Genomic DNA, 12,652 nt, shown 5'->3' on the forward strand with positions numbered 1-12,652 from the left:
CGGTGTTATGACATGACAGGGAAAGACGGGCGGGCATGACCCCGCCCGCCCTTATCCGGGCACGACCCCATGGGACGGCAAGGAACCGCACACCCACCCGCAACCGAACGGACATCCTGATAGCCCAATTGCAGCAGGCTCTCGGCCGCAAACAAGGAACGCATGCCGCTGGCGCACAGCACCAGGACCGGATCGTGCATTCCGGGAATGGCGTCTTCCACCTTGAGCTCGAGAAAGCTGCGACCCAGCCTCACCCGCCTCGCGGCGAGCCAGCCGCCCATTCTTCCGGATCACGCACATCCAGCAGGGTCGCACTGCCCTGGGCCAGGCGATACGCGTCTTCAGGTGCAACTGCCGCAACGCGTTCCTTCAGTTCAGCCAGACGCTGTTCCCGGCCCGACATGGCGCGCTCAACCTCCCGCTATCGACGGCAGGATGGTCACCACATCTCCCGTCTTGAGATTCGTGCGCAGGCCATCCAGCGCTCGTATGCTGGCGTCCCCCACGTACAAGTTGACGAACGGCCGCAGCTGACCATCGCGCGCGCAGATATGGTTGATCAGAGCGCCGTACCCGTCATCAGCTCTTCGATGGACGAAGCCGCGATGCGCAACTCCCGGCTGCCTCCCGCAAACTGGCGCAGGGCTTCAGGGATGCGTACGGTCACTTCAGCACTCATAACCACACCACCGTTACGTACCGACGACGAATCACTCTAGCACCGATACAGATCGCGGACGGCAGCGGGTGGCCACGCTACTGCGTCAACTGTCCGGTCCACGAACAGCATGAAGATACGCCGCACCCTGCTCAGCGCAGCGGCTCGGCAGCCTTGTCCCGCTGGCATCGAATCGGTTGTCCATCCTTGCCACGGACCAGACTGAAGCTCGAGCCACGGCGGTCGATGACGATGCCATTCGCGCATTGCTGATTCTTGTCCAGCACATAGCTGTCTTCAACGCGCTGCGCCTCTTGCAACTCCCGGCCCACCTGCACGGCTCGCCTGACCTGATACTCCCGGGCCTGGCTGGCTACTTGCCGATAGTTGCTGGCCAACTCGGCACGTTGCCGGCGCAGGTTGGCCGCAAGTTCGTCGTGGCGCTGCTGGGCTTGCACCTGCGCCTGTTGCTCCTCCATCGCGGTGGCGCGGGCGGATTCCTGGATGATTTCATCAGCGTGACGTGAGGCGAGATATTGCGACGCCCCATTCCAGGCAAGCGCTGCCGCGATCAGGCCAACCGCCACCCCAGCCACCTTCCACGACAACGGTATGGCCATCGCCTCACGATCTCCGGTTACGGGTTTGCCCCGCCGCGCTGGCGCAGCGCGCAAGGATCGGCACGGGTCAGCGGCCGAAGATGATTTCCTTGCCTTCGTGATCGCGATCCCAACCGCGAAGTTGATCGCGGATATGGGCGATGCCCTGCCGTCCCAGTGCGTTGCGTTCCTCGTCGAGCACCTGGCCATCCAGCAGCTCGGCCAGTCGCTGTGCTGTTGGCAACATCGCATCCCAGGCGTCGAGTGCCGGAATCGGAGCCGGCAAGGTCATGAAGAAGCTGACGCCGGGCGTATGCAATGCGTCCAGGCGCGCCAGGTCGAAGTTGCCCGGCTTGAGCATGTTGGCGACGCTGAAGATCGGGCCTAGCTCGCGCTTGCCGTCGACCAGGCGGTGGTAGATGCCCATGTCGCCGAATTCCAGCCCGGCCTTTTCGGCGGCCACGACCAGATTCGGACCATCGAAGTGCCCTCCTGCGCGGGCCACCACGAACAAGGTGACGATGCGCTCCACCGGAAGTTGCGCCGGACGACGACCGAGATCCGAACGCGGGGCCGGCTTGGGCGCCGTTGGGGCGGCTGCGGGAGGATTGCCGGCGACCGCCGGTGCCGGCGGCACGCCCTTGTCCGAGGGCGCGCGCAAGGCGTCCACGATCGAGGCGGCATGACCGACCAGCCGCTGGCTGGATCGGGCTGCTGCCTGTTCGCCGGAAAGCGTGGCGCCAAGGCGCTCCAGTTCTTCGCGCAAACCGACATCGAGTTCGCCCTGAAACGGTGCCGCGACCGCACGATCGTCCTCTGCCGCGACGTGATCGCCGGTGTCGAAGAACGGGTCGTCCGCCAGGCTGGAGCCGCCAACGGTGGGTTCACGCCGCTCGCGGCCATGCCCATCGCTGGCCGTTCGCCGCTTGCCCTGCTCCTTCTTCGGCTGGCCGAACAACCAGATCAGGGCCAGCACGATCAGGCCGACGATCAGCAGTGGAATGCCTACGGCGGCGTTCCAGGCGAAGGCAAGCAGGGGTTGCACGGTCATCATGGGGTCCTCAGGCTGCGCCTGCCAGTTTAGCCGCTTCGGCGAGGTCCACCTGCACCAGGCGTGAGACACCGGGCTCGCGCATGGTCACGCCGCACAGCTGGGTGGCGGCTTCCATGGTGGCCTTGTTGTGGCTGATGAAGATGAATTGCACGTGTTCGCTCATTTCGCGAACCAAGCTGGAGAAGCGGCCGACGTTGGCCTCGTCCAGTGGCGCGTCGACCTCGTCCAGCAGGCAGAACGGCGCCGGGTTGAGGCCGAAGATGGCGAATACCAGCGAGACCGCGGTCAATGCCTTCTCGCCGCCGGACAGCAGCGAAATATTGGATGGCCGCTTGCCGGGCGGCCGCGCCATGATCGTCACCCCGGTATTGAGCAGGTCGTCGCCGGTCAGTTCAAGGTAGGCGTGGCCGCCGCCGAACAGGCGCGGGAAAAGCTCCTGCACGCCGGCATTGACCTTGTCGAAGGTTTCCTTGAAGCGCTGGCGGGTTTCGCGGTCGATCTTCTTGATCGCGCCTTCCAGCGTTTCCATCGCGCTGACCAGGTCGGCCAGCTGGTTGTCGAGATAGGTCTTGCGCTCGCTCTGCTCGGCGTGTTCCTGGATCGCAGCCAGGTTGACCGGCTCCAGTCGGGCGATTTTCTGGCCGAGGTCGCCGAGCTGCTGACGCCACTGGTCGGCATTGATGTCTTCGGCCAGTTCGGACAGCAACGTTTCCAGTTCCAGCCCGGAGGCCCTGATCGCCTCAGCCAGTTGCTCGGCGCGAAGGTGCAGCGCCTGAGCGGCAAGGCGCTTTTCGGAAAGGTTCTCGCGCAAGGCCGACAAGCCCTGCTCCGCCAGATGCCGTTGCTGTTCGAGCTTGCGGAACTCGAGGTCGCAATCTTCCAGCGCACGGCGCGCTTCCACCAATTGCTTGTCGACCAGCAGGCGTTGATCCAGATAAGCCTGCCGCTCGGCTTCGAGTTCGGCGATCGGGTCGGAGCCGGCGGCGAGCTGCTCGCCGATTTCGGTGCGACGGGCCTCGATCTGGCACAACTGGGCATCCATGCGACCCAGCGACTGCTCCAGCGAGCTCAGCGAGGAGCGCCGGGATTCCAGCGACAGTGCCAGCGAGTGCGACTGGTCGGCCGCCTCGCGCGCATTCATGCGCGCTTCCTCGCGCGCCTCCAGCAAGGCCCGCCGTTCGTTCTCGAGCTCGCGGCGCTGATCCTCCTGATCGCCCATCAGGCCTACCGACTCGTCCAGGCGCGCACGCGCCTCGCGGGTCTGGCTTTGCAACTCGTCGATCTGGGTTGCAAGGTCGGCCAGTTCGCCATTGACCTTCTCGGCGCGGGCCCGGGCCGTTTCAAGCTTGCCGCGGTGACTCTGCAGCTGACCGGCCAGTTCGGACTGGCGCCGATGTGCGTTGTACAGCTCGCGCTGGGCGTCGTCGCGGGCACGCTCGGTTTCGAATTTGCTGGTGCGCAGTGCGTCCAGCTGTCCGGCGGATTCCTCCAGTTGCGCTTCCAGCGTGGCGATCTGTTCGGCCAGAGCGCGCAACTCGCGTTCACGTGCCAGCACGCCGACCTGGCTGCCTTGCGCCCGGCGCACGCGCGCCCAACCCGGGCCGAGCCATTCGCCGCTGCGCGTCATCACCGACTGATACGGTGTCAGCGCGGACAGCGAGGCCACCTGCTGATGGGCGGCGGCCAGCGATTCGGCGGTCAGCACGTGGCCGAGGATGGCCATTGCAGCGGCTGGCCCGCGCACGTGGGCGGCCAGCGTGCCGGCGGTGTTGACGCCGCCATCGGCGTTGTCGAGCAAGGCGATATCGGCGTTGTCGAGCGCATCGAATTCCGTCGCCAGTGCATGCGAACCGTCGACCAGCACGCTGTCGAGGAAGCCGCTCAAGGCGGTTTCGACGGCGGTTTCCCAGCCGTTTTCGACCTGCAGCGATTCACCGAGACGGCGTGACTTGTTCAGCCCGAGACGAGTCAGCCAGCCGCTGGCGGCGTTTTCTTCCTGACCGAGCGCGGCATGCTGCAACGCCTCGAGCGAGGCGTGCCGGCCGCGGGCGGCCTGCAGTTGCTGGCGCGCCTCGTTCAGCGCCGACTGCACCTGGCGTTCGTCTTCCTGCACTTTTTCGTGGCTTGACTTGTGCTGGTCGAGCAGGCTGCCGAGGGTTTCGACGCGCTCGCGCTGGGTATCGTGCTCGCCGCGCAACTGCTCGCCGGCGGCGTCCAGCGCAGCCACGTCGGTGGCTTTCTGTTCGGTGTCCAGCGCTTCGCGGCGGCGCGCCAGGTCGATGCCCTGGCGATCCAGATAGTTGAGCTTGGTGCGTTCCACCTCGGCGGCACGATTGGATTCGCCGGCATTGCGGGTGTGGCTGTCCCAGCGCTGCTGCCAGTCGGCCAGTTTCGCCTCGGTGCTGCGCTGCGCTTCGGCGGTGTCGTCCTGCATCTGCTGCAGGGCTTCGAGTTTCGGTTCGCCCTCGGCCAGCGCCAGACTCAAGGCCTCGACCTGCTCGCGGTCGGTGCCGATATGCGCGGCCAGCTCGGCGTGCTCGCGTTCGCTTTCCGCATGGGCACGCTGCAGGCGCTCGGCGCTTTCCCGGTTGTGCCGCACCTGCTGCTCGACCCGGGCGATCTCCGCACCGACCTTGTAGACGTCCGCCTGCACCGCATTCAGGTGCTCGTTCGCCTCGGTATGCCGCTCGCGCACGCTTTCCAGTTGCGCCTCGACCTGGCGCTGGCCGGCCAGTTGTTTCTCGATCTCGACCTCGGCGGCTGACAAGCCGGCACCTTCGCCGTCGTGCTGGCTTTTCAGGCCGCGATATTCCAGCGCGCGCAGTTCGGCTTCCTTGCGCGTCTGTTCTTCCTTCAGTGCCTTCCAGCGCTCGGCCGCGCGGGCCTGGCGATTGAGATGGTCGAGCTGCTTGTCGACCTCGTCGCGCACGTCGCGCACGCGGTCCAGGTTTTCGCGAGTGGCCTTGATCCGGCTCTCGGTTTCCTTGCGCCGCTCCTTGTACTTGGAGATGCCGGCGGCTTCTTCCAGATGCGTGCGCAGTTCTTCCGGGTGCGCCTCGATGATCTGGCTGATCATGCCCTGCTCGATGATCGAGTAGCTGCGCGGGCCCAGGCCGGTGCCGAGGAACAAATCAGTGATGTCGCGGCGGCGGCAGCGCGCGCCGTTGAGGAAGTAGGCGGACTGACCGTCGCGGGTGACCTGACGCTTCACCGAGATCTCGGCGTACTGGCCGTACTCGCCCTGGATGGAGCCGTCGGCGTTGTCGAAGATCAGTTCGACCGTGGCCTGCCCCACCGGCTTGCGCGTGTTGGAGCCGGAAAAGATCACGTCGGTCAGCGAATCGCCGCGCAGGCGGCTGGCCGCGCTCTCGCCCATCACCCAGCGGATCGCGTCGATGATGTTGGATTTGCCGCAGCCGTTGGGGCCGACCACACCGATCATGTTGCTCGGCAGATGCAGGGTGGTCGGGTCCACGAAGGACTTGAAACCGGCGAGTTTGATCGTGCTCAGGCGCATGCGGTCTTCAACGGGTCAGCGGTAAGGCCCGTACAGCCGGGCGACAAGGCACTGTGCCAAACGCGGGGCGGCGCTGCAATGCATTTATGGATGAAGTATTGGTTGAAAAAGTCAATTCAAGTGTCTTGTTTTCTTGACTATTTGTCTTCAGCGTCGATGGACAAAGCGTGGATGCCGTTGTCCATCAGGTCGTCGACGGCGGCGTACACCATGCGGTGGCGCCGGATCGGCAACTGTCCCGCAAACGCGGCGCTGACGATGCGCACGTGGAAGTGGCCCTTGCCCTCCCCCGCATGGCCGGCGTGCAGATGGCCTTCATCGACGACTTCCAGCTCGGTGGGCGTCAACGCCTGGGTCAGGCGCTGACGGATCTGCTCGAGCATCGCTGCACTCAAGCCGGCAGCGCCTTGCGGAACGGCTTGATCTGCACGTCGGCATAGACACCGGCGGCGACGTAGGGATCGGCATCGGCCCAGGCTCGCGCCTCGGCCTGCGAGGGGAACTCGGCCAGGATCATGCTGCCGCTGAAACCCGCCGGACCCGGGTCTTCCGACTCGATGGCAGGGAAGGCACCAGCCACGAACAGCCTTCCGGCGTCCAGCAGTGCCTGCAATCGCGCGATATGCGCAGGGCGAACGCTCTTGCGCTTGTCCAGCGAGTCCGCAACGTCCGTCCCGATGATGGCAAACCACATGGTGCAGGTTCCTGGCTGGGAGGAAAGCGAGGAGTTTAACCCACCGCGCCCCTCAAGCGTTCCGTGCGGCCCTGGCCAGTTGGGCCGTATCAACACGCACGAAGGTCGAATCGCCCAGCGCGGTGAGTACCTCGCCGGCATAGACCTCGCACAGCACGCGGGTCTTGCGGCCGACCTCGCCGTCGACACGCGCCTTCAGCGTCAGCGGCACGCCCATCGGCGTGGGCTTGAGGAATTTGACGCCAAGGTTGCCGGTGACGCAGTCGATGCGCGGCTGGCTGTCCGGCGCACGCCCTTCGGTCCGGTAGTGATACGCCATCGCGGTCCAGTTGGAGTGGCAATCGACCAGCATCGCGATCAGCCCGCCGTAGACCAGACCCGGCCAGCCGTGGAAATCGGCATCGGGCAGATGCGTCGAAACGACATGCACACCATCCTCGTGCCAGTGGCTCTTGATGTGCAGGCCATGCGGATGGGCACTGCCGCAGCCGTAGCAGACGCCGTCGGGGGCGGCCAGGTCCTGCAGCGCGGGCGCGGCCATGCTCAGGCCTCGGGCCGCATGTACGGGAACAGCAGCACGTCGCGGATCGACGACGAGCCGGTCAGCAGCATCACCAGCCGGTCGATGCCGATGCCGAGGCCGCCGGTCGGCGGCAGGCCCACTTCCAGCGCACGGATGTAATCGGCGTCGAAGTGCATCGCCTCGTCGTCGCCGGCGTCCTTGGCGTCGACCTGGGCCTGGAAGCGTGCGGCCTGGTCTTCCGGGTCGTTCAATTCGGAGAAGCCATTCGCCAGCTCCTTGCCGTTGACGAACAACTCGAAGCGGTCGGTGATGCCCTTGTCGGTATCGCTCTCGCGCGCCAGCGGCGACACCTCGACCGGATGGTCGGTGATGAAGGTGGGCTGGATCAGGGTGTGTTCGACGGTGTGCTCGAAAATTTCCAGCAGCAGCTTGCCCCAGCCGTAGCCGGGCTTGACCTGCGCGCCGACGCGCTTCGCGTGCGCGGCCATCGCCTCGCGGTCACGCAGTTCCTCACGCCGGATCTCAGGGTTGTGTTCCAGCACGGCGTCTTCCATGCGCCAACGGCGGAACGCCGGACCGACGTCGATCGCAGCGCCGTCCCACTCCAGTTGCGTGGTGCCCAGCACGGCCTGCGCGGTATCGCGGATCACCGCCTCGGTGAGATCCATGATCTCGTGATACGTCGCGTAGGCCTGGTACAGCTCCAGCATGGTGAATTCAGGGTTATGTCGGGTCGACACGCCCTCATTGCGAAAGTTGCGGTTGATCTCGTAGACGCGGTCGAAGCCGCCGACGACGAGCCGCTTCAGGTAGAGCTCCGGCGCCACACGCAAGTACAGATCGAGATCCAGCGCGTTGTGATGGGTGGTGAACGGCTTGGCCGTGGCACCACCGGGGATCATGTGCATCATCGGCGTCTCGACTTCCATGAAACGGCGCGACGGTGCCTCCAGCCACTGGCGCATGGTGCCGATGATCTTCGAGCGCAGCATGAAGGTGCGGCGTGCTTCCTCGGTGACAATCAGATCGACGTAGCGCTGGCGGTAACGCTGCTCCACGTCGGCCAGGCCGTGGAACTTGTCCGGCAGCGGGCGCAGGCTCTTGGTCAGCAGGCGCAGGCCATCGACGCGTAGCGACAGCTCGCCGGTCTTGGTGCGCATCAGCACGCCTTCGGCGCCCACGATGTCGCCCACGTCCCAGCCCTTGAACGCCTCGTAGGTTTCACCCAGCGTGCCCTGGTGGATGAACAGCTGGATGCGCCCGCTGAAGTCCTGCAACTGCACGAAGCTGACCTTGCCCTGCACGCGCTTGAGCACGATGCGACCGGCCATCTTCACGCGACGTGCGGCCGCTTCGATCAGTTCGGCCGTGTGCACGTCCTTGTCGGCAAACTCGGCCTGCAGGTCGCCGGCAAAGCTGTCGACCTTGAAGTCGTTCGGGAATGCGATGCCCTGCCCGCGCAGCGTCTTCAGTTTCTCGCGACGCTCGGCGATCAGCTTGTTTTCGTCGATGGGGAGGGTGTCGACCGGTTCACTCATGGGGGATTCCGTTTCAGCCGGCGCTCGTGCCGAGCGGCGGACGTTTCTCTGTTTAGGGTTGGGTTGCAAACAACACGGGAAGTTTTCTTCGGAACGGCGACGCCCCCGTCAATCGTCCTTGTGAAACACGTGCTTGACCGCGTGTCGGGTCGCATTCCAGCCATCGCGCGCGCCGTGTCCGACGGCGATACCGGCCTTCTTCGCACCGTGCCCGATGCCGAGGCCAGCCTCCTTCCCGGCATGCCCGACCTTGACGGCGACGTGCTTGGTCGCGTGGCCGACATCGCGAGCGCCGTTGGCGACGCCGTGACCGACTGCCTTGGCGTCTTGCTTGACACCTGAGCTCTCTTGAGCGAAAGCCGTGCCGTTAAGCGCCGCAAGTGCGGCGAATGCGATGAGGATTGCGCAGATCTTCTTGTTGTTCATGCCGAGACTCCTTGCAGGTGATCGGACTGATTCAACGGATTAGTACTCACGCATCGACGCGCTTGGCGCCCGCTTCGAGGCCGGATTTCAGGCTGGCCTCGATGAATTCGTCCAGGTCGCCGTCCAGCACCTTCTGTGTATCGGTGCGTTCGATGCCGGTGCGCAAATCCTTGATGCGACTCTGGTCGAGTACGTAATTGCGGATCTGGCTGCCCCAGCCGATGTCGGACTTGGTCGCTTCCAGCGCGTCGCGTTCGACGTTGCGTTTCTGGATTTCCAGCTCGTACAGCTTGGCGGCCAACATCTTCATCGCGGTGTCGCGGTTCTGGTGCTGGCTGCGGCCAGTCTGGCAGGCCACGACGGTATTGGTCGGGATATGCGTGATACGCACCGCCGATTCGGTCTTGTTGACGTGCTGGCCACCGGCGCCGGAGGAGCGGTAGACGTCGGTGCGCAGGTCGGCCGGGTTGATGTCGATGTCGATGTCGTCATCGACTTCCGGCGACACGAACACCGAGGTGAAGCTGGTATGCCGGCGGTTGTCCGAATCGAACGGACTCTTGCGCACCAGCCGGTGTACGCCGATCTCGGTCTTCAGCCAGCCGTAGGCGTAATCGCCTTCCACGCGGAACGTGGCGGACTTGATGCCGGCCACGTCGCCGCCGCTGACTTCCATCAGCTCGGTTTTCCAGCCGCGCGATTCGCACCAGCGCAGGTACATGCGCAGCAGCATTTCGGCCCAGTCCTGCGCTTCGGTACCACCAGCACCGGCCTGGATGTCGACGAACGCGTTGGTCGCGTCCATCTTGCCGGAGAACATGCGCTGGAACTCCAGCTTGCCCACCTGTGCTTCGAGCTTGGTCAGATCGGCGACGACCGAGTTGGCGGTGTCCTCGTCACCATCGGCGACGGCCATCTCCAACAGGTCGCTGGCATCGGTCAGACCCGCAGTCAGCGTGTCGATGCCATTGACGATGGTGTGCAGGCGGGCGCGTTCGCGGCCCAGCTCCTGCGCGCTCGTCGGATCGTCCCAGACATTGGGATTTTCCAGTTCGCGGCTTACTTCTTCCAGACGTTCGCTTTTTGTAGCGTAGTCAAAGATACCCCCGAAGCGACTCGACGCGGCCCCGGAGGTCGGCGATCTGCGCATGGATGGGATTGGTCTCGATCATGTTCGGGCCATGGTTTGTGGCGCCCGGGCGGGCGCTGGATGAACCGCGAATCATAGCAAAGCGCCACCCGGCACACACGGTGGCGTGGCGCAGCGCAGTCAGGCCAGCGCCTGCTGGTGCACCCCCTTCACCGCCCGCCCGGAAGGATCGGCCGCGTTCGCAAACGCCGGATCCCACGCCAGCGCCGCCGGCGATGAGCAGGCGATCGACTTGCCGCCGGGCACGGTCGCCGCGCAAGCCTCGCCGGGGAAATGCTGCTCGAAGATGCGCCGGTAGAAGTACGCCTCCTTAGTCGTCGGCGTGTTGAACGGATAGCGCGCCGCGGCCGCGGCAAACTCGCGGTCGCTGATCGCCTGCTCGGCGTGTGCCTTCAATCCGTCGATCCAGCCGTAGCCGACGCCGTCGCTGAACTGCTCCTTCTGCCGCCACAGGATCGCGTCCGGCAATGCACCGTCGAAGGCCTCGCGCAGCACCGCCTTCTCGATCCGGCCCTGCCCCGCCATCTTGTGCGCGGCATCGAGGCCCATCGCCACGTCGACGAAATCCAGGTCGAGGAACGGCACGCGCGCCTCCACGCCCCAGGCCATCATCGCCTTGTTCGCGCGCAGGCAGTCGTAGCTGTGCAGCGCATCGAGCTTGCGCACGGTTTCCTCGTGGAAGGCCTCGGCCGAGGGCGCCTTGTGGAAGTACAGGTAGCCGCCGAACAGCTCGTCCGAGCCCTCGCCGGACAGCACCATCTTCACCCCCATCGCCTTGATCCGCCGCGCCAGCAGGTACATCGGCGTGGCCGCGCGGATGGTGGTGACGTCGTAGGTTTCGATATGGCGGATCACCTCCGGCAGTGCATCCAGGCCCTCCCAGAACGTGTAGACGAAGCCGTGATGCACGGTGCCCAGCGCATCGGCGGCGACTTGCGCTGCGGCCAGGTCGGGCGAGCCGTCCAGGCCGATGGCGAACGAATGCAGCCGCGGCCACCACGCCTCGCTACGGTCGTCGTCCTCGACCCGCTCGCGTGCGAACTGCGCGGCGCAGGCGGCGACCAGCGAGGAATCCAGCCCGCCGGACAGCAGCACACCGTACGGCACGTCGGTCATCAGCTGGCGATGCACGGCCTGCTCGAACGCCTTGCGCAACGCTGGCGCGGCCACGTCGTGGCCGCGCGTATGGACGTAATCGCGCCACGGTTTTTCGTAGTAACGCGTCAGCTCGCCGCTGACGCTGTCGTAGACATGCCCGGGCGGAAACGGCGCCACGTCGGCACATACGCCAACGAGTGCCTTCATCTCCGAGGCCACGCACAGGCGGCCTTGTGCATCGTGGCCCCAGTACAGCGGGCACACGCCGATCGGGTCGCGCGCGATCAGGTAGCGCTGTGCATCACCGTCCCACAGCGCGAACGCGAAGATGCCGTTGAGTCGTGGCAGGAAGCCGGTGCCGTACTGGCGGTACAGCGCGTTGATCACCTCGCAGTCCGAGCCGGTGGTGAAGTCGTAATCCAGTCCGGATGCAAGCTCGCGATGGTTGTAGATCTCGCCGTTCACCGCCAGCGCCAGTGCGCCGTCGCGTGAACGCAGCGGCTGCGCACCGCTGGCCGGGTCCACGATGGCCAGCCGCTCGTGCACCAGGATCACCCCGGCATCGACGAACACCCCGCTCCAGTCCGGCCCGCGATGGCGCTGGCGCTGCGACAGTTCCAGCGCCTGCCGGCGCAGCGCGGCAAGATCGTCGCCAGGCTGCAGATCGAACATTCCGAAAATCGAACACATGTTGAAAGTTCCTCGGTTGAGACCCAAAACGAAAGAGGCCCGCACTGGGCGGGCCTCTTTCGCGTATTCAATAAAACTTGCTGCTACGCGCGGGCCCGCCAACGGTTGGCGTTATTGTTCGCGCGGTTATTGTCGTTGCCGGCCAGCACCAGGCACCGCGCGGAAAGCGCGATGAGGTTCATGGATTTGGCGATCACGGAATGCATGGCGCCACTTGAGCAGATCGCCGGCGCGATGGCAAGTGATCTGGCGCTATATGCCCGGAGGCATGGTCCCGTGCGGACCCTCAAGGCGCCTTGATCCAGTCCGTGGCTTCGTCCAGCTCGGCAGCCCGGAACAGGCGGAACTGTGCCGGGATGGCGAAGCTGAAGGCCGTGACGGTCATGCGCAACCACGACACGTCGGTCACCAGCGCCACGCGATCCCAGCCGCTGAAATGACGTGCGCCCATCTTGGCGTCATCCCACATCGCCCCGGGATCGAAGCCGGTGAAATCCTCGGCGGTGACGTACAACAGGCGCAGCTTGCGATTGAGCGCAAACGCTGCCTCCACGTCGGGCACAATGACGTTCTCGTAGTCGGCCGAAGTGACCTGGCCGTGGGCGCGAAAACCCACCGTGCCGGCAGGCAATCCCTCGATCTGTGCGATCACGTGCGTTCTCCTTGAATGGCGTGTGCGCCAGTCTGGGCCAGACCACGTGAAAT

Annotated in this window: 14 protein-coding genes; all 14 read right to left on the reverse strand. The window is 65.3% G+C overall.

The features are described 5' to 3' along the window. Window positions 1–5 precede the first annotated feature (5 nt). Window positions 6–281, reverse strand: a complete 276-nt coding sequence (locus tag B0E47_RS17375) for a rhodanese-like domain-containing protein (protein ID WP_077513446.1) — start codon at window positions 279–281, stop codon at window positions 6–8. Further along, window positions 251–403, reverse strand: a complete 153-nt coding sequence (locus tag B0E47_RS17130; RefSeq protein WP_217318908.1) for a hypothetical protein — start codon at window positions 401–403, stop codon at window positions 251–253. Before B0E47_RS17130 ends, B0E47_RS17375 begins: the two co-directional genes overlap by 31 nt. A 407-nt stretch (window positions 404–810) precedes the next feature. Continuing rightward, window positions 811–1,278 (reverse strand): hypothetical protein, encoded by a 468-nt coding sequence (locus B0E47_RS07750; RefSeq protein WP_077513447.1) that lies wholly within the window; start codon window positions 1,276–1,278, stop codon window positions 811–813. Window positions 1,279–1,345: 67 nt separating this feature from the next. Next, window positions 1,346–2,308: a cell division protein ZipA gene (gene zipA / locus B0E47_RS07755; RefSeq protein WP_077513752.1), complete on the reverse strand. Its 963-nt coding sequence runs from the start codon at window positions 2,306–2,308 to the stop codon at window positions 1,346–1,348. Between the two features lie 10 nt (window positions 2,309–2,318). Beyond that, entirely contained in the window at window positions 2,319–5,828 is a 3,510-nt protein-coding gene (smc, locus tag B0E47_RS07760) for a chromosome segregation protein SMC (RefSeq protein WP_077513448.1), read from the reverse strand. Window positions 5,829–5,965: 137 nt separating this feature from the next. Further along, on the reverse strand, window positions 5,966–6,211 hold the full coding sequence (locus tag B0E47_RS07765; RefSeq protein WP_174566970.1) for a BolA family protein: 246 nt from the start codon (window positions 6,209–6,211) through the stop codon (window positions 5,966–5,968). A gap of 8 nt (window positions 6,212–6,219) precedes the next feature. After that, window positions 6,220–6,522 (reverse strand): YciI family protein, encoded by a 303-nt coding sequence (locus B0E47_RS07770; RefSeq protein ID WP_077513450.1) that lies wholly within the window; start codon window positions 6,520–6,522, stop codon window positions 6,220–6,222. A 52-nt stretch (window positions 6,523–6,574) separates the two neighbouring features. Next, complete coding sequence (locus tag B0E47_RS07775; protein WP_077513451.1) at window positions 6,575–7,063, reverse strand: PaaI family thioesterase; 489 nt, start codon at window positions 7,061–7,063, stop codon at window positions 6,575–6,577. 2 nt (window positions 7,064–7,065) lie between these two features. Then, window positions 7,066–8,583, reverse strand: a complete 1,518-nt coding sequence (lysS, locus tag B0E47_RS07780) for a lysine--tRNA ligase (RefSeq protein ID WP_077513452.1) — start codon at window positions 8,581–8,583, stop codon at window positions 7,066–7,068. A gap of 108 nt (window positions 8,584–8,691) precedes the next feature. Then, the gene (locus B0E47_RS07785; RefSeq protein WP_077513453.1) at window positions 8,692–9,009 is read right to left on the reverse strand and encodes a hypothetical protein; all 318 of its coding nucleotides are present in this window, start codon (window positions 9,007–9,009) and stop codon (window positions 8,692–8,694) included. A 46-nt stretch (window positions 9,010–9,055) separates the two neighbouring features. Further along, window positions 9,056–10,181, reverse strand: a protein-coding gene (gene prfB / locus B0E47_RS07790) for a peptide chain release factor 2 (RefSeq protein WP_139351388.1) whose coding sequence is annotated in 2 segments (ribosomal slippage) — window positions 9,056–10,105 and window positions 10,107–10,181 — 1,125 coding nt in all. Because the reading frame shifts where the segments join, the coding sequence is not laid out codon by codon here. Window positions 10,182–10,279: 98 nt separating this feature from the next. Further along, window positions 10,280–11,947: an asparagine synthase B gene (gene asnB / locus B0E47_RS07795; protein ID WP_077513454.1), complete on the reverse strand. Its 1,668-nt coding sequence runs from the start codon at window positions 11,945–11,947 to the stop codon at window positions 10,280–10,282. Window positions 11,948–12,030: 83 nt separating this feature from the next. Next, window positions 12,031–12,153 (reverse strand): hypothetical protein, encoded by a 123-nt coding sequence (locus tag B0E47_RS17345; RefSeq protein WP_256363537.1) that lies wholly within the window; start codon window positions 12,151–12,153, stop codon window positions 12,031–12,033. 80 nt (window positions 12,154–12,233) lie between these two features. Next, window positions 12,234–12,599, reverse strand: a complete 366-nt coding sequence (locus B0E47_RS07800) for an STAS/SEC14 domain-containing protein (RefSeq protein ID WP_077513455.1) — start codon at window positions 12,597–12,599, stop codon at window positions 12,234–12,236. Window positions 12,600–12,652 lie beyond the last annotated feature (53 nt).

Source organism: Rhodanobacter sp. B05, from assembly GCF_002001085.1.
Taxonomy (GTDB): Bacteria; Pseudomonadota; Gammaproteobacteria; order Xanthomonadales; family Rhodanobacteraceae; genus Rhodanobacter.